The sequence below is a fragment of the Arthrobacter sp. 01N444 genome, from assembly GCF_056399305.1.
Map to the genome: position 1 here is coordinate 1 of NZ_JBFTRB010000025.1, position 22,464 is coordinate 22,464.

A 22,464-nucleotide genomic window follows, 5' to 3' on the forward strand; every position below is an offset into this window, starting at 1 on the left:
CTGAGGTTGACGTGGTCGTTGGGGTGCAGCCGGGCGTAGTCGCCCTTCGGGTGCCCGAGGATTTCCAGGGCCCGGTTGGCGATGACCTCGTTGGCGTTCATGTTCGAGGAGGTCCCGGCGCCGCCCTGGATGACGTCGACGACGAATTGCTCGCTGAGTTTGCCGTTCATGACCTCGGTGCAGGCTTGCCCGATGGCGGCGGCACGCCCGGCGTCGAGCAGTCCGAGCTCGTGGTTGGTGCGGGCGCCGGCGAGTTTCACGGCGGCCAGGCCGCGGACCAGGTGCATGTTCGAGGACAGTGGCTGGCCGGTGATGGGGAAGTTCTCCACGGCCCGGAGGGTGTGGACGCCCCAGTAGGCGCCGGCGGGAACATCCCGGTCACCCAGGAGGTCGTGTTCGGAGCGGAATTCTGCGCGTTCGTCGAGCGAGGTCATGGCGGTCCCTTACAGGTCTTTGGGGGCGGGGGAGATCTTGGGGTCAGCGAGGAAATCGGTGGCCTGCAGCAGCCCGACGGGCCGGCCGCCGCCCAGCACAGGTGTGGCGGCGAGGCGCGCCAAGGGGGAGGTGTCGACGTCGAGCGCGGCCAGGACCCGGACGGTGACGGGCATCCGGGCGCGGTCTCCGCCGTCGGAAACCTTCACGGCGAGGGCGCGGCCGTCCGGGAGGCCTACCAGCTGGACGCCCTCGAAGCCGTCCTTGGCGAGCAGGCCGGGGACCAGGCGCATCAGCGCGGTGACGTCCCGGTCCTCGCCCGCAACCATCTCGGGGTGGCGGCGCATGGCGCGGCCGACGGCGGCTTCCGCTTCGCCGGATCCGGTCGCGGCAGCCGCGGCCAGGCGGCCAAAGGCGCGGGCCATGCCGCGCAGCGTGAGCGCGAAGAGCGGGGTGCCGCAGCCGTCAGTGGTGGTGCGCTGGGGGTCTTCACCGGTGAGGTCCGCCACGGTCTGGGCCACCAGCTGCTGCAGCGGGTGCGCCGGGTCCAGATAGCCCTGGACCGGCCAGCCGTTGATGACGCAGGTGGCCGCCATGGCGGCATGCTTTCCGGAACAGTTCTGCGTCAGTTGGGTGGCCCGGCCGCCGCCGCCGAGCCAGTCTTCGCGTTCGCGGGCGCCGTAGGGGAGATCGGTGCTGTTCTCGAGGTCCGCTGGCGTCAGGCCGTGCAGCTCCAGGATGCGCCGGGCGCCGTCACGGTGGCTGGCTGCGCCGGAATGGCTGGCGGCGGCGAGGGCGAGCAGTTCGTCCGGGAGGTCCAGCCCGGCGCGGACCATGGCGACGGCCTGCAGGGGCTTCAGGGCGGACCGCGGGTAGAACGGGGCGAGGGGCTCCCCGGCAGTGAGTAGGATCTGGCCGTCCGCTGCGGTGGCGATGACCGAGCCGTAGTGGACACTCTCGACCAGCCCGTCCCGGGTCTGGACCGCAAGCGGGACGTGCTGCGGCAGCCACTCCGGGGCGAGCGGGGTCGGGGTGTTGTCGAGGGCAGGGGAAGTCATTGCGTCCTTTGGCGGTGGCGGTTGATGCGGTTGTGGTGGCTGGTCACTGTGTTGGTGCTGGTTTTGCCGGTGCTGACCAGATTGCTTCCGGCATTGCTGACGGAACCAGGCACCAGGCGCCTGACGTCAGGCGTTGAGGATCGAGTCGAGGGCAATGCCAACGGCGTGCAGATGCTGGCTCATGGCGATGCGCGCCGTCGCCGCGTCGCCGGCTTCGATCGCGGCCAGGATGCGCCGGTGCTCCTCGTCGGACGCGTGCTGGCGGTCCGCCACCATGTTCAGGGTCTCGGACTGGTGGGCGAGGGCGTCCCGGATGTCCGCGACGACGTTCTCGAAGACCTTGTTGCGGCTGGCCCGCGCGATCAACGCGTGGAAGCTGGAGTCCAGGCCCACCCAGACTTCGGGGTCGTCCTCGCCGCTCATCGCGGCGACGATGTCGCGCAGCGTTGCCAGCTCCTCGGCCGAACGGCGTTCTGCAGCCAGTCCGGCGGCGGGAACCTCGATATGGGGACGCGCCTCCGTGAGGTCGCGGGCCGAGTATTGGCCCAGGACCAGGTCCTTTGCCACGCGGTTGGCGACGACGAACGTGCCCCGCCCGGTCTTGGTGACCGTCAAGCCCAGGGCGGTGCAGGAGCGCAGGGCCTCCCGGATCACGGAGCGGCTCACGCCGTACTGCTGGGCAAGAGTGGCCTCGGAGCTCAGCTTGGCGCCGATGCCGAGCCTGCCGGATTCGATCTCGGTGCGGAGGACGTTAAAAACGGCTTCGGCGGCACTGAGGCGAGCCAATGGCTGTCCTGCTGTCCGGCTGTCTGACAGGTTCACGCTTTAAAATATGGCAGGGATCACACCGGGGTGTCAAGTATGACGGCGGCCCCGGGGGTCCGGGGCCGCCGTCGCCGCTCGGGCCGGAGTTCCGGCGGCGGCCTACTCGCCTGGGTTTGTGTCCGGGCTGCTGGCCGGGACTACTGGACCTTGGACGGGCGGGTGCGGACCAGCGCGGTGACGCCCGCGGCCAGTCCGATCAGCCCTGCGGCCAGCCCGATCCAGCCGGCGGCGGATCCGCCGTCACTGGACATGCCCGCTGCCGCTGCCGGGGGCGCCGAGGGTGCGGTCGTCGTGGCTGCGGCGGGGACGGCTGCGCCGTGGGCGTCGGCGTCCTTGGCCGTGGTCACGAAGGAGGGTGCCGGGTGCCCGGGTTCGGCCTGGCCCTCGACCGTCTTCTCGTCCCACTTGACGACGGTTCCATCGGTGTACGTCTGGGCCGTCGGCAGCGTCACTGTGGTTCCCGCGTCCGGCAGGACGCCGACGGACAGTGAGAAGGCCTGGTACTCGTCCGGTCCGATCTGGTGGGCCTCGTCCGCGGTCCAGACCACGGAACTTGGGGCCTTAGTGACCGTGGCGCCGGCGATCGTGATCGGCTTCGGCAGGTCGCTTGTGGTGATGACGGCCTTCCAGCCCTCGACAGGCTTCACCGACACCGAAGTAAACGGGGTGTCCGTGGGCAGCGTGACTTCGATTTTGCTGGTCTTGGCCGACTCGGACTCGCTGGGGACATTGAACGTCAGGTGGCTGTAGCCGCCCGCGGCCGGATCATCGGTGTCGACGTGGACGTGGGCGGAGGCGGCTGCTGCGCCGGCGGCGAGCAGGCCCGCGGTCATCGTGGCGGCAGCGGCGGTTTTGAGGGTACGGCGAAGGGAGGATTTCATGGCAAGGGTGCCTTTCACTAACGGATATCAGGTGGGGAGCCGTCCGGTGCGTTGTCCTTCCGGCGGTAGCAGTGGGGTGGCCGCCTGCTGTCCCCGTCCGTATGTGAAAGGGATTGATGTCAGGCGGCGGGCGACAGCTCCGGAGGTCCGCGCCTGGTCGGCAGGCGGAGGCCAGCCCGGGCTTTGGGGAGGACCAGGTTGACCGCGCGGGGGCGGGGGACGTGCACGGGCGCGGCGGCGGAGGGCTGGGGCAGCTGCACGAGCGGGCGCAGCCAGGAAGCAAGTCCGGACAGGGCACGCTCGCTGTGGGCGAGCAACAGTGCCGTCCCGAGCGTCGCCACCGCGTGTGCGGCGAACATGACACCGCCCATGTCGGCCGCCGAAACCGCCATGGAAGGGTCGGACATCGCCGGGGCAATGGCAGCCGCCGAATGGCCCGGATGGCCCGGATGACCCGCAGCCATCCGGGCCTGGAGGGCCGCGGGCGCCCCTGAGGACAAGGTGCCGAAGGACCAGTGCAGCCACAGCTGCCCTGCGCCAAGCAGGCCGGCCAGGGCCGGAAAGGACAGGCGGACGCGGGTCAGTACGGCCACGGGGACCATCGCCACGGCACACAACGCCGTCACGATCGCCGGCTCGGGCAGCCGTCCGCCGCCGGCCAGGTGGCCACCGGCTGCCAGCGCCACGATGATGGATCCGATCAGGCCGGTGCGGAACAGCCGGAAGGAAGCGCGCGTCATCGTGTGCAGTCCTTTCCGGATTCCGTGGGGTCTGGTTGTCGCTTAAGTCCCTTAAATCCTACGGGCCATTGCGAACCGTCACGCCCGCGCGCGGCTGAACCGCCCAATCTGTGGAGGCAGGGCTGCGCCAGCCGTGCAGTGATGGCGGGTGCCTTCGGTCGCCGGCAGTTGCCCCTGCCGGCCCAGTGCGCCGGTACGTACGTGCCGTTATAGCCCTGTGCATGCATCTTGGCCCGTCCTATACTGGAAATGCCTGCAAAGCGGCACGTTCGTACCGCCGTGGTTCGATCCCGCAGGGTTCGATCTCACAGGTTGGTACGCACACAGGTTCGATCCCGCAGGTTCGTACGCACGAACGCCGGACCCTCGGACGTATCTTGATCAACGGGAGGTGGCCATGGGGAACGCATTTCCGGGCGAACTCGCTGCCGAGGCCCGGGCCCGGCGCGGGTCGCTCCGCCTGAGCCAGCGTGAGCTGGCCGAACTGGCCGGAGTCTCAGAGCGCTTCGTCCGGTTCGTCGAACAGGGAAAACGCACGGTGCAGCTGGACTCCCTGCTGGCGCTCCTGGACACGCTGGGGCTGGAGCTCCGGGTCCAGACCCGGACCAGCGCCGCAGCCCGTGCCCTCGCAGGCCCGGTGGCCGGCCTGCGGGCCGACGGTGAACTGCGGGACGGGCCGGAAGCCCGGCCATGAGGCACCGGATCGCGGATATCTACAAGGCCGGCGTGCTGGCGGCCCGGCTGGAGCGGCACGACGGCGGCACCAGGTTCAGCTACCTGCCGGCCTATCTGGCGTCCGGGGGCCCCGCCGTCGCGAGCTCCCTGCCGCTAACGCCGGAACCTGTACTGTCCGCGGCGGGGGCAGCCCCGCCGTATTTCACCGGGCTTCTGCCGGAGGGCCGGCGGCTGAATGCGTTGCGCCGTTCCATCAAGACCAGCGTGGATGATGAGCTGTCCTTGCTCATCGCGGCCGGTGCCAACCCGGTGGGTGACGTGCAGATCGTCGGCCACGGCGAGAAGCTGGACCCGGACGAGCACGCCGTCGAGCTTGACCCCGCAACGCCCGTGGATTTCGAGGCCCTGCTGGGCGACTCCGGGCTGATCGACCCGGTGGCCCTGGCGGGGGTGCAGGACAAGCTGTCCGCTGGAATGATCTCCATGCCGGTGGCCAGCGCCGGCCGGCGCTACATCCTCAAACTCAACGCGCCCGAGTTCCCGCACGTCGTCGAAAACGAGTACGCGATGTTCCGGTACGCGGCGCGGCTGCGGATCCCTCTGAGCCGGGTCCAGCTGATCCGCGACGTCGCCGGTCGGCCCGGGTTGCTCGTGGAACGCTTCGACCGGGTGCCTGTAGCCAGTGGCACTGTATCCGGTGGGCCTGTCGCCGGCGTGTCGGGGCCCAAGGCGGCGGCCAGGTCGCCGCGGGCCGTGCAGCGGCTCGCCGTCGAGGACGGTGCGCAGGTCCTGGGCCTCTACCCTGCGGACAAGTACAACGTGGGATACGGGCAGGTGTGCCATGCGCTTGCGGCGTATTGCGCCGCTCCGCTGCCCGCGGTGCGGAATTTGGCCCTCCAGGCGGCATTTGCGTGGCTGACGGGCAATGGCGACCTGCACGCGAAGAACGTTTCCATGGTGCAGCAGCCGGCCGGAGAGTGGTCCATCGCGCCGGTATACGACATCCCGTCCACGGTCGTCTACGGGGACAAGACACTCGCCCTGACCCTGGACGGCAAGCGCACAGGGATTTCCCGGAAGCACTTCCTGGGCTGGGCCGCGGGGATGGGGCTGACTGAACGTGCCGCCGTCCAGGTGCTGGAACTGGCGCTGAAGGCCTCTGAACCGCTGCTGGCGGATCTTCAGGCGGGCACGGCGTTCCGCTCCATGACCGACGACGGCGCCTCGCCGTTTTCAGCAATGGTCACCCGCGACTGGGTCAAGGAACTCAAACACCGCCGCAGGCTGCTGGCCGGGTGATGCCGCCGACGCCGGCTCGGCTTGCGCCGGATGCCGTTGCCGGACGGCGTTGCGTGGAGCCTCAGAGGTGCTGGATGCCCGCCCGCTGCATGGCGTCTTTGTAGACCTCGACGTTCTTGGCGAGGAGCTCTTCCTGCTTGGCCGGAGATACCGCGAAGGCGCGGCCGCCAAGTGCGGTGGCCTTGTAGATCTTGACACCATGATTCTTCAGCGAGGAATGGTAGGTCTTCTCGAAAAGCGTCAGGAAGGAGTGGGCGTCCGCGCCGTGCGCAATAACGGCCGAGACGCGCTTGTTGATCTTGAGGAACTGGCGGAAGGGCCGGAGGCCGTCCGTCTTCTCCTGGACGTTCAGGGCCGAGGATGCCTCCGGATCGCGGATCCACGGGTAGGCGTTCCACGGCATCACATAGCGGGGGTCCAGCTCTGCGGCCTCGTAGATGGAGGTGGCGCGGCGGGCGGCTTCATCGTCGTTGAAGTGCGAGACAAAGCCCGATTCGGTGCCCTTGCCCGGGCTGATATGCAGGCTGACGATCCGGCATTCGTCCTCGTCGTGGATGGGGTCGATGTACGGGACCACGGATCCAGGCTTCTTTTCCATGAGTTCGTCGCACAGCTGCGTCACCGCGGCGATGTTCGGCTCCTGCAGCAGGGTCTTTTTTTCGTCCCAGTCAATCGTCACGATTTCTCCCTCAGCACTTGGCGTCCAGAATCAGGCGGCTTCCTCCACTCTACGCTTTCGCGGCAGGGGGTGTTTCGGCCGGGACCTATTCGGCCGGGGCTACGCGGAGGTTTTTTATGAGTCAACGCGCCCTCTGGTGACGGCCGTGAGGCGGGCGTAGGCTTAAAGCGCCTGCAGGTAACCATCTGATGACTCCGGGTTGTTCGGGACACGGAAGTGTCCGAGCCGTCTCTTAGCGAGATCGCGAAGGTACCTGCAGGCCTGACGTCCGCCGCCGCCCAGGCGGTCGGGCGCTTTTCTTTGCCGCTGACATGCTGGATGCGATGAAGCGTGGCGAGCCGAGGGCAAGAGCCGCGAATCGAGTGCTTCGAATAGCGGCCCGTCGCCCGGCAACTGTGCCCCGAGGCCGAGCCAATGTTAGTTCGGGCCCGCACGGCAGCCAACGAACTGGTCCCTATGCCGCAGCCCCAAATGCCGCAGCCCCAACTTTGGACTTTCCACGTCTGAGCGTTTTGGCTTGGTGCCGGAGCTGGCGCCGATGGCGGGAGCCTGGCTGGGACCTCGGCTGGTCTGTGGCCGATGGCCGAAGCGGCGTGCCCGGCAGGGGTGGCGCCGTGGAGTGGTAGGTGTGGCCGGTGGGGGTGGTGAGTTCGAGCGTGTGGCGGGGACCGGGTGCGGGGCGGCCTTTCCAACCGGGGGTTTCTTTGGTGTGGTTGCAGGCTTCGCAGAGGCCGGCGGCGTTGGTGCTGGTTGTTTCTCCGCCGGTGTGCCAGGGAATGATGTGGTCCAGGTGGCGGATCGGGGCGTCGCAGTAGGGAGTTCGGCAGGTGTCGTCTCTGGTTTGGATGAAGCGGCGGTGCCCGGGCGGGAAGAGCCGGGCCCGGGAGTCCATCCCCACGAGCTCGCCGGTGCCGGGGTGGGTGTAGAGCCGCCGGAGCCAGAGGGTGAACGCGGGGTCATCGCCGCTCCCGGCGGTGCCGGCCGGTCCAGGGCGACCACCGGACCGGCCGTCACCGTTTCTGTCCGTGTTCGGGGCCGCGGCGCCGGGTCCCCGGGAACTGCCGCCCTCGCCGCTCTTTGGTCCATTTGTGCCGCTGATAAGGGTGCGGGCCCAGCCGGCGGGGACGGTGCCGTAGCCGGGGAGCCGGGCGGGTTCGGCGTCTCCCTGGAGGAGGGTGCGGTCGGTGATGACGAGCTGGATTTCGACGCCGGTGATCCCGCCCGGGGTGCCGGTGGTGCGTTCGACCAGGGCATCGGCCATGAGCTGCCCGCGGCCCCTCGGGTCCCCGGCGGCACGGAGGGTGTCGGCGTGCCCGCTCAACGCCTTGTAGACGGCGACGCCGGCGGTCACGGGCAGCAGCGCGGTCAGGCAGGTCATCGCATCGGGGGCCGGGCGGAGACTGACACGCCGCTCACTGGCGGCGTGGGCGGCGCGTTCGGTGACGGAGCGGGGGTCACGCCGGTACGCGGCGGTGCGGGCCGCGGCGACCAGGGACCGGTCACCGGCCCCGGCGAACGTCCCGGCGTCGGGCGCCAATTCCTCGTCGACGGCGGCCCGGTCGGCGGCGGTCAGGCAGGCGGTTTCGCGTACGAGCAGGGTGGCGCGCCATTCGTTCAGCTGCCCGGTTTCCAGGGCGGTGAGGGTGTGCGGCATCTCGGTGATCAGGGCTTTGGCCAGGCCCAGGAGCCGGCCGCCCCTGGCGGGGGATTCGTGCCGGGCCAGGGCGATCTGCGCGCCGACACCGGCGCCAAGCCTCTCGGCCGGCACGCCGAGCCGGGCTTGTTCGCGGCGCTGGAGCAAGTCGAAGGCCACGGCGTGCCGGGCCTGCCGGGCTGCCATGGCGGACTTCAGGTCCTCCAGGTCCCGGATCTCGTCGATCAGTGCGGCAGCGCTGTCCGGGGCCGGGAGGAAGGCCAGGATCCGGGCCAGTTCAGCGACGGTCCCCGCAGTTGCCGGTGCCGGGTCTGCCGGAATCGTCTCGGGCCCCTGATTGCCGTCCATGAGTTAAGTGTCCCTGCGGGCTATGACATTTATGGCCCTCCGGAGCCGTTCCACCGCTTCGGAAGCCATCGGCGACCTTCCAGATCCCAACGTCACTCCCGAAACGCTGCCCAGGAAAACGTCGAGCTGAAGACGCGTCCGCAACGCGTCGAGCGCAGAGTGAAACTCGTCGAGCCGTCGGTATTGCTCGATCATCCCGGCGCAATCTTCGGCCTGACGCAGGTCCCGGAGTACGCGGGAGCAGAATGCGAGCAAATCCTGGACGCCGCCGTCACTGCTCCCGGCGCGGCCGAGGCCGTAGTCGCCGTCTCCCGCCGGAACCACTTCGGGCCCCTGATTGCCGTCCATGAATCCAGTCTCCTCCGGGGATCGGACATTAATAGGGCAACCAGAAGGAGGCCGCGAGGTTAGCGGGATTGGTGGGATTCGTTGGCGGTTGTGGAGGTGCGGCCCCGAGATCCCGGCGTCCGAGGACCCACACCAGAGCGCACCGCCCCTGTCTCAAAAACGGGCACGGGTCCATCATGGGAGAGGGCGTTAGCTCTGCGCCCCAGGCGGAACCGGGCGGAGGATTGTCCATGAACCAGAGGGAATCTATCGCGACGAGTATCAGCTCGCTGCCTTCGGACCGCCGCTCGTTACTTAAAGCCGTCGGCGTCGGCGCCGCGGGTATAGCGGGCATGCCGCTGCTGGCCGCCTGCACGGCCCAAAGTGCCCCCGCCGGTACCGGAAGCAGTGCCTCCGGCGGCTCCGGTGCGCCGTCGGCGTCTCTGCTTCCGGCGCCGGAACCGCAGGTCAAACCGCTCCTGGACCAACAGAAGGTCAACGCCGCCTTGGCAAAGCTGGACGGGATGGTCCAGGGCGTGATGGAGAGTACCGGTGTTCCCGGAGTCGCCGTGGCCGTGGTCTACCAAGACCAAATGGTGTACGCCAAGGGCTTCGGCGTGCGGGAATCGGGCCGGCCCGAGACAGTGGACGCGGATACCGTTTTTCAATTGGCCTCGGTGTCCAAACCCTTGGCCTCCACGGTGGCGGCCGTGGCCGTGGGCCGCAAGGCCATCTCCTGGACGGAACCGGTGATCAACCACACCCCCGGCTTCGCCCTGAAAGACCCCTACGTCACGCGGAACGCCACGGCGGCCGACCTGTTGTCACATCAAGGCGGCCTCAGTACGGGGGCGGGCGATCTGTTGGAAGACCTCGGATTCGACCAGTCCTATATTCTCAGCCACCTCAACCAGCAGCCGCTGGACTCCTTCCGGTCGAGCTACAACTACAGCAACTTCGGCTACACGGCTGGTGCGCAGGCTGTCGCCGATGCCATGAACAAACCCTGGGCAGACCTCGCCGAAGAAGTCTTGTTCAAGCCCCTGGGCATGTCATCCACGAGCTATCGCCACGCGGACTACCAAAAGGCAACGAACAAGGCACTGATCCACGTCCCAGCCGGTAACAAGACCTGGGTGGCCAAATACACCCGGGATGCCGACGCCGAAGCACCCGCCGGCGGGGCCAGTTCCTCCGTGCGCGACCTGGCCCGCTGGATCCGCCTGCAGCTCGCCAACGGCAGCTTTGAGGGAAGCGAGGTCATCGACCCGGACGCGCTTGGTGTCACGCATGTCCCGCACGCCGTGTCGGGCCCACCGGCGACGCCGGGCGCCCGCACCCGCTTCTACGGCTTGGGCTGGAACGTCTCCTACGACGACCACGCCCGGCTGATGCTCGGGCACTCGGGAGCCTTCAACCTTGGTGCCGCGACCGCCGTCTCACTGCTCCCCGGCGAGCAGCTGGGCATTGTGGCCCTGACCAATGGCCGGCCGCAGGGCATCCCCGAAGCCATCTGCGCCGCGTTCCTGGACACGGCCCAGAACGGCGCCCCGACAGTGGACTGGATCGGATTCACCTCGGGCGTCTTCCAGAAGATCGATGAGGCGGAGAAGCCGAAAGTCGACTATTCCAAGGCGCCGGCCCAGGCCAAACCGGCGCAGGGCAACGACTTCTACATCGGCAGTTACGCGAACTCCTACTACGGCCCGCTCACCGTCGCGGTGGAGAACGGCGTGCTGACCCTTGAGCTGGGCCCGGCCGGCAGGACCACCAAGTTCCCGCTCACTCATTTTGACGGCGACACCTTCAGCTTTGAATCAATCGGCGAGAACGCCAACGGTCTTGCCGGGGCAATCTTCGCCCCCGGCGCGGCTGCAGCCCCTGGTGCGGACGCCGCAGCCCGAGGCGGCACGGCTCCGAGCGTCAGGCTTGATTTCTACGATCAGACCGGGCTGGGCACCTTCACCCGCAGCTGAGCCCGGACTTCAGTGAGTGAGCTTCTTCCGTAAGCTTCAAAGAAACGCCACGAGCCCCGATCCAAGGAACCCATGCCCATCAACACACAGTCGCTGAAACAGGACGGCTTCACCGGTTTCCGGCCGCTCCAGGACCTTGACATCAACCGGATCCCGCAGAAGCCCGGGATCTTCGCGGTACTGCGGCCCGAGGGCTTCCGGCCCCAGTTCCTGGCCAGGAGCACCGCCGGCATCTTCAAGAAGAAGAACCCCACCCTCAAGGCGGACGCTCTCGACGCCGAATGGGTGGACGGCGCCGATGTCCTCTTCGTGGGCAAAGCCGGCCCCGGAAGCAAGGGCAACCGCGGACTGCGCCGGCAAATCCAGGAATTCGTCGACTTCGGCGAAGGCAAGCCGCCAGGCCACTGGGACGGGCGGCTCATCTGGCAGCTCGCCGTGCCCGGGGCCCTGATCATCGCGTGGAAAGAGTTGCCCGTTGAGCAACTCAACGCGGCCGAAGCCCGGTACCATGCCGCATTCATCGAAGAATACGGCCGCCTGCCGTACGCCAACTTAGTCCAGGCGCGCGTCAAAGGTGCTTAGCCGCCGTACGTGAACCGTCCCCCCACTAACGTGGCGGCCACCGGCATGGCCGCAAAATCCGCATCCGACACGGTCAGCGGGTCGGCGTCGAGCACTGCAATATCGGCGGGGTCCCCGACCCGGAGACGGCCGCGACCGCGGGTCGAGGCCGTGAGGGCCTCCTGCCGCGTGAGGGCCTGCTCGGCATGCCACGGCCCGCGGCCATCCAGCCGGTCCCGCGCCGTGGCAGCGGACATGGCAATCCACGGATCCAGGGGGGCCACCGGAGCGTCCGAGCCCAAGGCGAGAGTCGCCCCGGCGGCCAGCAATGAACGGAGCGGGAAGGACCGGTCCGTGCGCCCCGGCCAGTTCGCCTCGGCGGCGTCCCGGTCATCGAGGGCATGCGCAGGCTGGACGCTCGCGGTCACGCCCAACCGGCCGAAGCGGGCGAAATCCTCGCTCCGGACAAACTGGGCATGCTCCACCCGTCCGGCGAGGCCCGCCGCCTCAAACGCATCCAAGGCGACTTGGTTGGCCGCGTCGCCGATTGCGTGGACCGCCGGCACAAAACCCGCCTGCCGGCCCCGGACCAACAGGGCGAGCAGCTCCGCCTCGCTCACGGTCAGCAGCCCGTGGCCGCCGTTCGGATACGGGTCCACGCAATACGCTGTGCGGGTATTGAGCGAGCCGTCGATCAGCACTTTCAGGGGGCCCACGCTGAGCAGCCCGCCACTGCCGGCCACCGCCAAACCTGTCCGCAGCCCCTCTGCCGCGGCCCGGTCCAGGTCCTGCGGATAGACGCCCGCTTCAACCCGCAGGGCAGCGAAGCCGCCGGAGATCCTCCGCAGCCAGGCGTCGCGGTTCCATGTCATCTCGAAGTCCACAATCCCGACCACGCCCCGCGCGGCCGCAGCCTGACCTGCCTGCCGCACCCACGGATCCACCACCGCGTCCGGCAGCTGGCCAAGCTCCCGGGTCAGGGCGAACGCCGGTTCTTCCCGGAGCAGGCCGCCCGCATCCACCGGCATTCCGTACTGTTGGGCCGCTGCGGAGTTGAGCCAGACACAGTGGAGGTCGTGGCTGATCAGGGCCGTAGGCCGGCCGCGTGTCACGCCGTCCAGGAGGTCCAGACTGGGCAGGTCATGCCAGATGGCATCGCGGAAACCGACGCCCACCAGCGTCTGGACGGGACCCGGAGCTCCGGCGCCGCTTCCGGTCCCGGTGCTAGTGTCCCCGGCGATATGGGCCCCGACGACGGCGGCCGCCTCGCGCGCCGAGCCGGCACTGGAGAGGTCAAGCCGGTTGGAGGCCAGCGCCCACTGCGTCATATGAACGTGCTCATCCCACATCCCAGGAATGACGTAGCGGCCCTCCAGATCCACCACCCGGGTTGCAGCGGGGAGCGCGCCCGGGCCCGGGCGCGACGGGATGATCGCCGACACGGCCCCGGCGCGAACATGAACGTCGAAGCATATTTCCTCCCCGGGGTGCCGCACGGAGGCCAGCACGAGGTCCGGGGGTCGGCAGGGATCGAGCGGAACAGGCATAGGAACAGGCTAGGCGGGCGACGCCGCAGGACCCAACAGGCGCACACGGGACTTTCGCCCCTTACCTCTGCCACGAGCGCCCCCCAAGCTGAATGTGTGGGGAGGTTGCTGCACGGCCAGTTGGGGGACGTGTCGAGCGAAAAACCACTTCACGTAAATACGGCACGGGTCTCACCGCGAATTGGGGAAGGAAATGGCGTTTGCACTTTCCGGCTTCAGCAGGAAAAGGCAGGAGACCACGGCCACATGAGTATCCATCACCATTCGGGGGACCCTAAACTCAAGGTGCTCATCCGCCTGAACGCCGACGCCGAAACAGCTCGGATCGACGTGCATGGTGTGGTGACCGTGGCCAACGTGCGGGCACTGTACGTCGTTTGCCGCCGCGTCACAAGCAAGCTTCCCGGATTCGAACTCGTGCTCGACCTCGCCCATGCCCGGGTGTCGGCCGCCGCGATCGAGGAACTCCGTGAGCGTGCCCGCGCCTCGTTGCTGTATTCGGGAATCGATGGCACGGAGACTCCGTGCCGTCTGCGCCTCGTGGACCCGCTGGTCATCCTCAAAACCAAGGAGCACGTATGAAAGCCCTCGTCTATGGCGGTCCCGGGGAGAAATCGTGGACCGAGGTCCCCGATCCCACAATCCAGAATCCCAGCGATGTGATCGTCAAAGTGGACACCACCACCATCTGTGGGACCGATCTGCACATCCTCAAAGGCGACGTCCCCGCGGTGGCCAAGGGCCGCATCCTGGGCCACGAAGGGGTCGGCACCATCACGGAGATCGGCGCCTCCGTGACCAGCCTCAAGGTCGGGGACCGCGTCATCATTTCGTGCATCAAGTCCTGCGGGCACTGCGCCAACTGCAAGACAGGCCTGTACTCCCATTGTCTGGGGGAGGAAGGAACCTCCGGCATCGGCTGGGTTTTCGGACATCTGATCGACGGCACGCAGGCCGAGTTCGTCCGCGTCCCCTATGCAGAGAACTCCCTGCACCTCCTGCCTGAGGGAGTCAGCGACCAGCAGGCCGTCATGCTCTCCGACATCCTCCCCACCGGCTTTGAGATCGGCGTGCAGTACGGCCGGGTCAAGCCCGGCGACACGGTCGCCGTCATCGGCGCGGGCCCCGTGGGACTTGCCGCGATCTCCACCGCCGGCCTCTACGGCGCCGCCACGATCATCGCCGTCGACCTCGACGCGAACCGGCTCGAGAAATCCCGCGAATTCGGAGCCACCGACGTGGTCCTCTCATCCGATGCCGACTGGAAGGAGCAGCTCATGCTCCTGACCGACGGGCAGGGTGTGGACGTGGCGATCGAGGCCGTGGGCGTCCCGGCGACCTTCACGATGTGCACCGACATCGTGCGTCCCGGCGGCACCGTGGCCAACGTGGGCGTGCACGGCAAAGCCGTGGAACTGCACGTCGAAGACCTCTGGATCCGGAACATCAACATCAGCATGGGCCTGGTGAATACCAACACCACCCCCATGCTGCTCAAGCTCGTGGCACAGCAAAAGATCCCCGCGGACAGTTTCGCCACCCACCACTTCACCTTTGACGAGTTCATGGAGGCGTACGACACTTTCGCCCGCGCCGCGGAGACGAAGGCCCTCAAAGTCGTGATCACGGCATGAACGCGCTCGTTGTCCTCCACGCCGGCAGTGCCGGCGCGATCGACGAAGCCAAGCCGTTCGTGATCCCGCTCGGGCGGTAGCGGCCCGGGCCGCCAGCTTCCGGAAGCCACGTCCGGCCGGGCGTGGCAAACGGACCATCTGAAAGGACGGCGGCCATGAAGGCAGGCCGGATTGTCATGCTGGTGATCGGCTCGCTGTGCGCGCTGGTCGGTTTGGGGCTGTTGGCGGGCGCCGGCTTTGCGGGCTGGGTCAACTACCAACAACGTGACGGCAGGTACTTCATCACGCCGTCAGCGCCTTTCTCAGGCAATTCCTACGCGCTGACGACCCCCCGGCTGGACCTCATGACCGGCGGCGGCGTGGACGACGGCGTTCCGGTGGACATTGCGGGCAGCGTGCTGCTCCGCGGTTCCTCCACCGACCCCGGCAAGGAAATCTTCATCGGAATTGCCCCGCGGGCCGACGTCGCGACGTACCTGGCCGGTGTCCGGCGCACCGAAATCGTCGACGTCAGGTTCAACCCCTTCCGCGCGCGGTACCGCGAAGTGGCCGGCTCCCAGGTCCCGTCCAATCCGGCGCAGCAGACCTTCTGGGCCGCGACTGCCACAGGCCCGGGGGAACAGGAACTGACCTGGGACCTCCGTTCCGGATCCTGGGCAGTGGTGGTCATGAATGCCGACGGGACGTCTCCGGTGAGCGTGAATCTGCAGGCAGGGGCACGCACAGATCTGCTCCTGCCGGTGTTCATCGGGCTGCTGATCGGCGGACTTGTGATGCTGCTGATCGGCGTGCCGCTGATAGTGCTGGGCGCCGTTGGACTCGGCCGCGGCGGCCTGGGCCAAGGCGGGACGGGCAGCGGTGTCCCTCCCGGGCACTTGCCGGCCCAGCCCGGCCAGCCGTATCCCGCGGGTCCCTACCCGCCCAGGGCCACCCCCGGCCAGCAGAACAGTGCGGCCCCGCCGGGTGCCGTGGCAGCCTACGCTGCCACGCCGGGGACTCCGTATCCGGTGGCACCGGGTGCTACGACCCCATATGTGTACCCCGCCCGCCTCCACGGCTACCTCGACCCGAACCTGTCACGGTGGATGTGGCTCGTGAAGTGGTTCCTGGCCATCCCGCACTTCATCGTCCTGTTTATCCTCTGGTTCGCCTTCGGAGTGGTCACGATCGTGGCGTGGTTCGCGATCCTGTTCACGGCGCGCTACCCGCGCTCGCTGTTCAATTTCAGTGTCGGTGTGATCCGCTGGAACTGGCGTGTGGCCTTCTACGCCTTCAGCGCTATCGGCACGGATGTCTATCCCCCCTTCACCCTGGCCCGCACCGATTACCCGGCGGACTTCGACGTCGACTATCCCGAACGGCTGTCCCGCGGCCTGGTGCTGGTGAAATCGTGGCTGCTGGCCATTCCACATCTGCTGCTTATCAGCCTGCTGACGGGGACCGCGAGGACGTGGGAGTACCGGGACGGCGAGTGGGTACAGCAAGGTGTGGGCATCTCCCTCCTGGGGCTGCTGGTCCTCATCGCCGGCGTGATCCTGTTGTTCACGGGCCAATACCGGCGGGGGCTCTTCGACCTCCTGCTTGGCCTGAACCGCTGGATCTACCGCGTTATCGCCTACGTTGCCCTCATGCGGGACGAATATCCGCCGTTCCACCTTGATATGGGTCCGGTCGATCCGGGCGAGCTGCCGGTGCCTGCATACGCCGGACCTGCGCTCGGAACCGGAGGACCCGCCCCCGGACCCGCTGCCGGACCCGTCGGGCCCGTCGGGCCGGGACCCGCCCCCGGACCCGCGTTCGGACCCGGACCTTCCGCCGGACCAGGACCCGGGCCCGCGCCCGGACCCGGAGGACCAGCCACCGGACCCGGAGGGCCGCCCAGAAGCTAATGCCGCGCTGCGCCCGGTCCTCTTGCCACCCGCCCTCCGCAAGAACATAGTTGAGGGAATTCACGTACTCCGCGGCACTAGGCAGGCGACCATGGTGAACATCGGGATTCCGGAAAACGGCATGCTTCACGGCAAGACCGCCCTGATCTATGGCGGCGGCGGGGCGGTCGGCGGGGCGGTGGCAAGGGCTTTCGCGGCCGACGGCGCCACAGTGCACATTGCCGGAAGGACGGAATCGCGGCTGGAAAAAGTAGCCAATGACATTCGCGAGGCGGGCGGCACAGCCGAAACCGCCGTCGTCGACGCCCTGGACGAAGAGCAGGTGGATGCCTTCGTAAGCCGGGTGGCGAAGAAGAGCAAGAGGATCGACATCTCCTTCAACGTGATCTCATTCGGCGACATCCAGCAGCCACTCATGGAGATCGATGTGGATGACTTCACCCAGCCCATCACCCTGGCCGCGCGGACGCACTTCCTGACCACCCGCGCGGCCGCCGCCTACATGGTCAAGCAACGCTCCGGCGTCGTGCTCATGTTCGGCGGTTCGGGCCCGCAGACGATCCCCGGCCTGGGCGGTTTCAAGGTGGCGCTCGACGCGATGGAAGGACTGCGCCGGCAATGGGCCCTGGAACTGGGAAAACACGGCATCAGGGTGGTCACCATGGTCACGGGCGGCATTATCGAAACCATCCCGTGGCAGGCCGAGGGCCGCGAAGAGATCGTAGTGGAGATTGCCAGGGCCGCGCATTTGAACCGGACGGCCACGCTGACGGACGTCGGTAACGTGGCCTCCTTCATCGTCTCGGACAAGGCGGCGGCCATCACGGACGCGACCGTCAACATCTCCGCCGGCGCGATCGTGGACTACTGACGCCTTCGATCCGTCGTCCGCCTCGGCGGACAAGGTCAAGGTGCTCACCGGCTACGAGGGATGCTGAGGCCTGCCCCGGGCCGCCCGGCCAGGCACGGGCCCGGCGTCTTCCAAGAAATGGTATCTATCATGAGCCCGTGCCGCCCCTTGATGTAGTCCTCACCGCTTGGCAGATCGACTGGGCCGCCGCCGCCCTGATCGGCGGCTCGGCGTTGCTGTACGCGCTGGGCCTGAGGGCCGCGGCGGCGCGCGGGCACCGCCATCGCGGGTGGCGGACGCTGGCGTTCTATGTTCTGGGCCTTGGGTCCCTGACAGTGCTGACGTGCGGGTTCCCTGGCGTCTACAGCCCGCAGCTCCGGTGGGCCTTCACGCTCAAGATTTCCCTGTTGCTCTTCGTGGTGCCGCTGCTGATCGGCCTGGGAAAACCCATCTCCCTCGCCCGTGCGGCCCTGCCGCCGCGCGGCGTCGGCCGGCTGAACAGGGCGCTCGCGCACAGCGCGGTGCGGTTTGCCGGCAACTCCATGGCCGCCCCGCTCCTGGGCCTTGCCCTCTTCGCCACCTTCCTGACTCCGGCGTTCTATACCCTCCGCACAGCCGCTTGGGCCGAGGCGCTCCTGACGGTCGGGGTCCCGCTGCTTGGCATGATGATGGCCCTGCCGATCATCGAGGACGCGGACTTCCGCCGCTCCAGCGCGTTCTTCATCATGGAGTTCGTGTTTGTTTTCATCGAGCTGCTGGTCGATGCCGTGCCCGGGATCCTGCTGCGCCTCAACGGCCAGGTGCTGGATCACGTCGCAACGACGCCGTCTGCGATGGGCTGGTTCCCCAACGCCCTGCGTGACCAGCAGCTGGCGGGGGACGTCCTGTGGTTCATCTGCGAAATTGTCGACTTGCCCCTGATCATCCTGATGTTCATCCGCTTCTCCCGCAGCGACAAACGCGAGGCCCGCGGCTTTGACGAGCTCACGGATTCCCAGCTCGATGAACTGAATGCGGAGCACCTGCGGCGCGGCCGCTAAGTCCCCGCGCCCCGGGTGGGGGCGCTATGCCACGCTGACCTTGATCCGCTGCACCACGTTGTTGCCCATGCCCTGGTAGTTCCATTCCGGTTCCAGCGGCTGGACCGCGCCGCTGGCATCCGTGGCACGGCAGGAGAGCTCGTGTTCGCCCGGATCGGCCACCCACGGCATCGACCACGCACACCACGCGAACGGCGCTGCCGGGTGCTCCAGATGGGCCGCTGCCCACTTTCCGTCGATTCCGACGTCGACGCGCTGCACGGCGCCTTGCCCGGACCAGGCCCGGCCGGTGAGCATCACCGGTCCCGGGGGCAGGATCCGGCTCCGGGTGAAGAAATCCGGGACCCCCGGGGGCATCATGAGCGAGCGGACCTTGATCCAGGTGACCGGGGTTCCGGGATCCTCGGCGTCATGCTGGTAGCGGTACGCCACTGCCTGCTGGAAACCGTCATAGGGCTTGGTCAGAACCTTGATCGAGGTCAGCCACTTCACGCTCGCCATGCCGTACCAGCCCGGCACCACAAGCCGGAGCGGATAGCCGTGCTGAGGCGGCAGGTCTGCGCCGTTCATCCGGTAGGCGAGCACGACGTCGGGGCGCAAGGCCTCCTCGATCGGCAGGCTGCGCGCGTACTGCTGGGCGACGCCGCCCTGGCTGCCGGCGTCGGCCCCGGTGAAGAGCACCTCCACGGCGTCGTCCTCCACTCCGGCCCGCGTCAGCAGGTAGGCGAGCGGGACACCGGTCCACACGGCGGTCCCCACGCCCTCGAGTACCCACGGCTGGCTCAGTGGGCGGGGCCGCAGGAGGGACCGGCCGTTGCCGGCGCACTCCAGGGTGACCGGGAGGGTGATGCTCGGTGCCCGGAGCAAGGCCCGCAGGCTCAGTTCGAAGGACCGCTGCACGGCGCCGCCGATCCACAGATGCCAGTGATCGGCGTCGATGAACGGGATGTCGAAGTGCGTGAGCACGTAGTGCAGTCCGGGCGGTGTGGTGTCGCTCCGCAGGGCCTCGAGCGGCATGGAATGGTTCCGCACGGCGAGCTGGAGTTCCTCCGCCGTCAGCGGGCCGTGGCTCGGTTCGCCGGGATGCGCCCGGGGTTGTCCGGCCTGCCGGCGCGGACTCTTCAGGACAGAAGAGTGTCTGGACATTTGCTTTGGCATGGCATGCCGCGATTCTTTCCGGACCGGCCCGGTCCCGCTCCTGTGAAGGACCCGCCGGTTTTCGTAGGTATCACCTGGTCTCAGGTCTACGCCGCAGCCCGGAAACCGTCAACACCGGGACGCGCCGGTCCCGTCCCTTCCGGTCCCGTCTCTTCCGGTCAAGGGGCTACAGCGTGTGCGCCTCGGCCAGGAACTGCGCCAGGCTCAGCGGTTCCCGGCCCGTCAGCTCATGCACTGCCGACGTCGGACCGGCGAGTTCGCCGGCGGCGATGGCCGTGTAGGTGCTCACCCAGGCGTCCACCTGCCATGGCGGGGCGCCGTACGAGGCACGGGACCCGTAGGCCTCCGCCAGGGTCTCGTTGTGGAAGGTGATGGCCCGGCCGGTTCCGGCGGTCAGGAGTTCGGCGGCGCGGGCCAGCGAGATGTCTTCCGGGCCGGTCAGGTCATAGGTCCGTCCCACATGCAGGGACGGGTCCCGCAGTACGGTGACGGCCGAGCGGGCAATGTCTGACCGCGCCACGGCAGCCATGACGCCGTCTCCGGCGGGGCCGCGGATCACGCCGTCCTCGCCGGCCAGCAGCGGCAGGAAGTCCAGGTAGAAGTTGTCCCGCAGGAACGTGTAGTCCATGCCGGAGGCCTTGATGCGCTCCTCCGTCGCGAAGTGGTCCCGGCCCAGCGTGAACGTGGAGTCCAGCGCCGCGCCGAAGAACGAGGTGTACACGATGTGCTGGACGCCCGCTGCGGCCGCGGCATCGACGAAGGCGTAGTGCTGCTGCAGCCGGTCCTCGGCCTCGGCTGCGGAGACCATGAACAACGTTTTCGCCCCGGAAAGCGCCGTCTTCGCCTGCTCCGGCTCGGCGTAGGTGGTGACGAAGGGGACGGCGCCTTCGAGCTCAGGTGCCCGGGCGGCGTCCCGCACCAGGAGCCGTTGCTCGCTGCCGGCCTGGGCCAGCAGCCTGGCCACCAGGGCGCCCAGCTGGCCGGTGGACCCGGTGACAGCAAGCTCGGGAGCGTTGGTCATGGCCTAGGCCTCGCGGGAGGCGGGCGACTTGGTCTGCGCGGGGTCGCGTTCGGCCAGTGAGCCGATGACGGCGTCGATCTTGTCCATGATCACCGCGTCCAGCTTCACGCCGGCTGCCGCGACGTTTATCTCGATCTGCTCCGGCCGGGACGCGCCCATGATCGCGGAGGCCACGTTCTTGTTCTGCAGCACCCAGGCGATGCTGAGCTGCGCCATGGTCAGCCCGGCCTCCTCCGCGATCGGCTTGAGCTGCTGGACGCCGGTGAGGACCTCGTTGGACATCCAACGCTCGATCATCCGTGAACCGCCCTTGGAGTCCGTGGCGCGGCTGCCCTCAGGGGCAGGCTTGCCGGGGTGGTACTTGCCGCTCAGCACGCCCTGGGCAATCGGGGACCAGACAATCTGGGATAGGCCCAGTTCTTCCGACGCCGGAATCACCTCGGCCTCGATCACCCGCCACAGCATGGAGTACTGAGGCTGGTTGGAGATCAGCTGGAAGCCCAGTTCCTTGGCGAGGGCATGGCCGTCGCGGATCTGGTTGGCCGTCCACTCGCTGACCCCGATGTACAGGGCCTTGCCCTGCCGCACGATGTCCGCGAAGGCCTGCATGGTCTCTTCCAGCGGCGTCTCGTAGTCGTAGCGGTGTGCCTGGTAGAGGTCCACGTAGTCGGTCTGCAGCCGGGTGAGGGAGCCGTTGATGGATTCCATGATGTGCTTGCGGGACAGGCCGAGATCGTTGTGGCCCTTGGGCCCGGTGGGGCCGAAGACCTTCGTGAAAATTTCCAGCGACTCGCGGCGCTCGTCCTTCAAGGCTGCTCCGAGGACCGTCTCCGCCGCTGTGTTGGCGTACACGTCGGCCGTGTCGAAGGTGCTGATACCGGCGTCGAGCGCGGCCCGGACGCACTGGGTGGCGACATCGTTCTCCACTTGGGAGCCATGGGTCAGCCAGTTGCCAAACGTGATTTCTGAAATCTTGAAGCCGCTGTTCCCGAGGTATCTGAATTCCATGGGTTCCAACGTAGCGGACTTGCCTGCCCGGGGTAAGGGCTCAGCCGGCCTTGCGTTCCTGGACCGGCTGTTTGGCCTTCCCGGCCGGCGGAGTGCCGCGCAGCGCCACGAGCGATCCGGTGTCCAGCAGGGACTTCGCTGCGGGCATGGGCGGCTTTTTGAACGCCCGCGGGACGGAGCCAAGTGTTCCATTGGTGTCCGTGGCAGACTGCACGAGGGCAGAGACTTCTGTGATGTCCTGTGCCGGTGCCAGGGGGTCGGGCAGGTCCCGGACGGTGACCCGTACGGCGGGTCCGGCCTCGGCCCTGGCCCTCGCGGCGGCGCGGGCATCTGCCCGGGCCACGGCGGCCGCCCACTCCGGGGACAGTGCGGGTTCCTTTTTGGCTGCATTCCGGGCGGGGCGTGCGGGCTTCGCTGCCTTTGCCGGCCGGTGCGGCGCCGGCTCTTCCCCAGCCCCATTTTCCCGTGATACCGGGGTTCCGCGGACGAGCCCGGCGACGGCCAAGACAACGACTGCCGCCAGCCGGCCGATCCCTGCGAGCACGAGGGTGGCGGCGAAGACCAGGAAGAGGCCGAGGAACATGAAGAACGCCACGCCGAGGGTCCCGAAAAAAGTCAGGTTCAGCGCAATGGTCGTTGGATCTTCCATGTCACCCCTCCTTGCCGGCCTGCTTCAGCGTGGTCCCTGCCGCTAGCACGCGGCGGGCAGGAGCCCCCTTAACAATACGTACTTTTCGCTGGCCCCGTGCCGCCCCCGGCAGTCGTGGCGAATATGTGTCGAAGCCGTTATCCGCGGGCGGGGCACGGGCCCCGCCGGCCGGGCGTCTATAGTCGGAGACAGCCCCGCCGGCGTCGTCCGGCC

General features: G+C 68.1%; 22 protein-coding genes. 9 read left to right on the forward strand and 13 right to left on the reverse strand.

Annotation, left to right across the window (positions count from 1 at the left end; genetic code table 11):
• From AC1DKN_RS20130 to AC1DKN_RS20150, 5 genes are all read right to left on the reverse strand, one after another.
• Nucleotides 1–434: lyase family protein (locus AC1DKN_RS20130; RefSeq protein WP_476872303.1), on the reverse strand; the 434-nt coding region annotated here is incomplete at its 3' end.
• 9 nt (nt 435–443) lie between these two features.
• A complete protein-coding gene (locus AC1DKN_RS20135) occupies nt 444–1,490 on the reverse strand; it encodes an asparaginase (RefSeq protein ID WP_476872304.1) in 1,047 nt (348 codons plus the stop codon).
• Nucleotides 1,491–1,616: 126 nt separating this feature from the next.
• A complete protein-coding gene (locus AC1DKN_RS20140; RefSeq protein WP_476851857.1) occupies nt 1,617–2,312 on the reverse strand; it encodes a FadR/GntR family transcriptional regulator in 696 nt (231 codons plus the stop codon).
• A 140-nt stretch (nt 2,313–2,452) separates the two neighbouring features.
• On the reverse strand, nt 2,453–3,196 hold the full coding sequence (locus tag AC1DKN_RS20145; protein ID WP_476872305.1) for a YcnI family copper-binding membrane protein: 744 nt from the start codon (nt 3,194–3,196) through the stop codon (nt 2,453–2,455).
• Between the two features lie 119 nt (nt 3,197–3,315).
• Nucleotides 3,316–3,936 (reverse strand): hypothetical protein, encoded by a 621-nt coding sequence (locus tag AC1DKN_RS20150; RefSeq protein ID WP_476872306.1) that lies wholly within the window; start codon nt 3,934–3,936, stop codon nt 3,316–3,318.
• Between the two features lie 397 nt (nt 3,937–4,333).
• Between AC1DKN_RS20150 and AC1DKN_RS20155 the strand changes: the two genes are divergently transcribed.
• The gene (locus AC1DKN_RS20155; RefSeq protein WP_223914978.1) at nt 4,334–4,630 is read left to right on the forward strand and encodes a type II toxin-antitoxin system Y4mF family antitoxin; all 297 of its coding nucleotides are present in this window, start codon (nt 4,334–4,336) and stop codon (nt 4,628–4,630) included.
• Nucleotides 4,627–5,910, forward strand: a complete 1,284-nt coding sequence (locus AC1DKN_RS20160) for a type II toxin-antitoxin system HipA family toxin (RefSeq protein ID WP_476872307.1) — start codon at nt 4,627–4,629, stop codon at nt 5,908–5,910. The genes AC1DKN_RS20155 and AC1DKN_RS20160 overlap by 4 nt, the downstream gene beginning before the upstream one ends.
• 61 nt (nt 5,911–5,971) lie before the next feature.
• Here AC1DKN_RS20160 and AC1DKN_RS20165 read toward each other — a convergent pair whose 3' ends face one another.
• The 3 genes from AC1DKN_RS20165 to AC1DKN_RS20175 all read right to left on the reverse strand — a co-directional run bounded on the left by AC1DKN_RS20165 (nt 5,972) and on the right by AC1DKN_RS20175 (nt 8,939).
• A complete protein-coding gene (locus tag AC1DKN_RS20165; protein WP_028276890.1) occupies nt 5,972–6,589 on the reverse strand; it encodes a uracil-DNA glycosylase family protein in 618 nt (205 codons plus the stop codon).
• 454 nt (nt 6,590–7,043) lie between these two features.
• The gene (locus AC1DKN_RS20170) at nt 7,044–8,591 is read right to left on the reverse strand and encodes an HNH endonuclease (protein ID WP_476872308.1); all 1,548 of its coding nucleotides are present in this window, start codon (nt 8,589–8,591) and stop codon (nt 7,044–7,046) included.
• 3 nt (nt 8,592–8,594) lie between these two features.
• Entirely contained in the window at nt 8,595–8,939 is a 345-nt protein-coding gene (locus AC1DKN_RS20175; protein ID WP_230007308.1) for a hypothetical protein, read from the reverse strand.
• 230 nt (nt 8,940–9,169) lie between these two features.
• On the opposite strand from AC1DKN_RS20175, the gene AC1DKN_RS20180 reads away from it, so the two are divergent.
• On the forward strand, nt 9,170–10,894 hold the full coding sequence (locus AC1DKN_RS20180) for a serine hydrolase (protein ID WP_476872309.1): 1,725 nt from the start codon (nt 9,170–9,172) through the stop codon (nt 10,892–10,894).
• Between the two features lie 72 nt (nt 10,895–10,966).
• Nucleotides 10,967–11,476, forward strand: coding sequence for a hypothetical protein (locus tag AC1DKN_RS20185; protein ID WP_476858087.1), 510 nt, complete (start codon nt 10,967–10,969; stop codon nt 11,474–11,476).
• Here AC1DKN_RS20185 and AC1DKN_RS20190 read toward each other — a convergent pair.
• Nucleotides 11,473–13,002 carry an amidohydrolase gene (locus AC1DKN_RS20190; RefSeq protein WP_476872310.1) on the reverse strand — a complete coding sequence of 510 codons (1,530 nt, stop codon included), beginning with the start codon at nt 13,000–13,002 and terminating at the stop codon, nt 11,473–11,475. The two genes, AC1DKN_RS20185 and AC1DKN_RS20190, sit on opposite strands and share 4 nt — an antisense overlap.
• Nucleotides 13,003–13,248: 246 nt before the next feature.
• On the opposite strand from AC1DKN_RS20190, the gene AC1DKN_RS20195 reads away from it, so the two are divergent.
• From AC1DKN_RS20195 to AC1DKN_RS20215, 5 genes are all read left to right on the forward strand, one after another.
• Nucleotides 13,249–13,584 (forward strand): hypothetical protein, encoded by a 336-nt coding sequence (locus AC1DKN_RS20195; RefSeq protein ID WP_028276886.1) that lies wholly within the window; start codon nt 13,249–13,251, stop codon nt 13,582–13,584.
• On the forward strand, nt 13,581–14,636 hold the full coding sequence (locus AC1DKN_RS20200; protein ID WP_018776072.1) for a zinc-dependent alcohol dehydrogenase family protein: 1,056 nt from the start codon (nt 13,581–13,583) through the stop codon (nt 14,634–14,636). Before AC1DKN_RS20195 ends, AC1DKN_RS20200 begins: the two co-directional genes overlap by 4 nt.
• Before the next feature lie 155 nt (nt 14,637–14,791).
• Nucleotides 14,792–16,525 (forward strand): DUF4389 domain-containing protein, encoded by a 1,734-nt coding sequence (locus AC1DKN_RS20205; protein WP_476872311.1) that lies wholly within the window; start codon nt 14,792–14,794, stop codon nt 16,523–16,525.
• 91 nt (nt 16,526–16,616) lie between these two features.
• Entirely contained in the window at nt 16,617–17,396 is a 780-nt protein-coding gene (locus AC1DKN_RS20210) for an SDR family NAD(P)-dependent oxidoreductase (RefSeq protein WP_476851716.1), read from the forward strand.
• 137 nt (nt 17,397–17,533) lie between these two features.
• Nucleotides 17,534–18,415: a cytochrome c oxidase assembly protein gene (locus AC1DKN_RS20215; RefSeq protein ID WP_476872312.1), complete on the forward strand. Its 882-nt coding sequence runs from the start codon at nt 17,534–17,536 to the stop codon at nt 18,413–18,415.
• 24 nt (nt 18,416–18,439) lie between these two features.
• Here the strand turns inward: AC1DKN_RS20215 and AC1DKN_RS20220 are convergent, their stop codons facing one another.
• From AC1DKN_RS20220 to AC1DKN_RS20235, 4 genes are all read right to left on the reverse strand, one after another.
• Complete coding sequence (locus AC1DKN_RS20220; RefSeq protein ID WP_230007269.1) at nt 18,440–19,561, reverse strand: sulfite oxidase; 1,122 nt, start codon at nt 19,559–19,561, stop codon at nt 18,440–18,442.
• 178 nt (nt 19,562–19,739) lie between these two features.
• Nucleotides 19,740–20,594: an SDR family oxidoreductase gene (locus AC1DKN_RS20225; protein ID WP_476872313.1), complete on the reverse strand. Its 855-nt coding sequence runs from the start codon at nt 20,592–20,594 to the stop codon at nt 19,740–19,742.
• 3 nt (nt 20,595–20,597) lie between these two features.
• Entirely contained in the window at nt 20,598–21,602 is a 1,005-nt protein-coding gene (locus AC1DKN_RS20230) for an aldo/keto reductase family protein (RefSeq protein ID WP_476872314.1), read from the reverse strand.
• 40 nt (nt 21,603–21,642) lie between these two features.
• Complete coding sequence (locus tag AC1DKN_RS20235) at nt 21,643–22,251, reverse strand: hypothetical protein (protein ID WP_230007271.1); 609 nt, start codon at nt 22,249–22,251, stop codon at nt 21,643–21,645.
• Nucleotides 22,252–22,464 lie beyond the last annotated feature (213 nt).

What these genes read in the sequence shown, in the direction of transcription:
- AC1DKN_RS20230 (WP_476872314.1), bottom strand. Translation starts at nt 21,602, where the DNA reads ATGGAATTCAGATACCTCGGGAACAGCGGCTTCAAGATTTCAGAAATC.
- AC1DKN_RS20160 (WP_476872307.1), top strand. Translation starts at nt 4,627, where the DNA reads ATGAGGCACCGGATCGCGGATATCTACAAGGCCGGCGTGCTGGCGGCC.
- AC1DKN_RS20175 (WP_230007308.1), bottom strand. Translation starts at nt 8,939, where the DNA reads ATGGACGGCAATCAGGGGCCCGAAGTGGTTCCGGCGGGAGACGGCGAC.
- AC1DKN_RS20220 (WP_230007269.1), bottom strand. Translation starts at nt 19,561, where the DNA reads ATGTCCAGACACTCTTCTGTCCTGAAGAGTCCGCGCCGGCAGGCCGGA.
- AC1DKN_RS20180 (WP_476872309.1), top strand. Translation starts at nt 9,170, where the DNA reads ATGAACCAGAGGGAATCTATCGCGACGAGTATCAGCTCGCTGCCTTCG.
- AC1DKN_RS20190 (WP_476872310.1), bottom strand. Translation starts at nt 13,002, where the DNA reads ATGCCTGTTCCGCTCGATCCCTGCCGACCCCCGGACCTCGTGCTGGCC.
- AC1DKN_RS20200 (WP_018776072.1), top strand. Translation starts at nt 13,581, where the DNA reads ATGAAAGCCCTCGTCTATGGCGGTCCCGGGGAGAAATCGTGGACCGAG.
- AC1DKN_RS20210 (WP_476851716.1), top strand. Translation starts at nt 16,617, where the DNA reads ATGGTGAACATCGGGATTCCGGAAAACGGCATGCTTCACGGCAAGACC.
- AC1DKN_RS20150 (WP_476872306.1), bottom strand. Translation starts at nt 3,936, where the DNA reads ATGACGCGCGCTTCCTTCCGGCTGTTCCGCACCGGCCTGATCGGATCC.
- AC1DKN_RS20170 (WP_476872308.1), bottom strand. Translation starts at nt 8,591, where the DNA reads ATGGACGGCAATCAGGGGCCCGAGACGATTCCGGCAGACCCGGCACCG.
- AC1DKN_RS20195 (WP_028276886.1), top strand. Translation starts at nt 13,249, where the DNA reads ATGAGTATCCATCACCATTCGGGGGACCCTAAACTCAAGGTGCTCATC.
- AC1DKN_RS20155 (WP_223914978.1), top strand. Translation starts at nt 4,334, where the DNA reads ATGGGGAACGCATTTCCGGGCGAACTCGCTGCCGAGGCCCGGGCCCGG.
- AC1DKN_RS20135 (WP_476872304.1), bottom strand. Translation starts at nt 1,490, where the DNA reads ATGACTTCCCCTGCCCTCGACAACACCCCGACCCCGCTCGCCCCGGAG.
- AC1DKN_RS20225 (WP_476872313.1), bottom strand. Translation starts at nt 20,594, where the DNA reads ATGACCAACGCTCCCGAGCTTGCTGTCACCGGGTCCACCGGCCAGCTG.
- AC1DKN_RS20185 (WP_476858087.1), top strand. Translation starts at nt 10,967, where the DNA reads ATGCCCATCAACACACAGTCGCTGAAACAGGACGGCTTCACCGGTTTC.
- AC1DKN_RS20235 (WP_230007271.1), bottom strand. Translation starts at nt 22,251, where the DNA reads ATGGAAGATCCAACGACCATTGCGCTGAACCTGACTTTTTTCGGGACC.
- AC1DKN_RS20145 (WP_476872305.1), bottom strand. Translation starts at nt 3,196, where the DNA reads ATGAAATCCTCCCTTCGCCGTACCCTCAAAACCGCCGCTGCCGCCACG.
- AC1DKN_RS20205 (WP_476872311.1), top strand. Translation starts at nt 14,792, where the DNA reads ATGAAGGCAGGCCGGATTGTCATGCTGGTGATCGGCTCGCTGTGCGCG.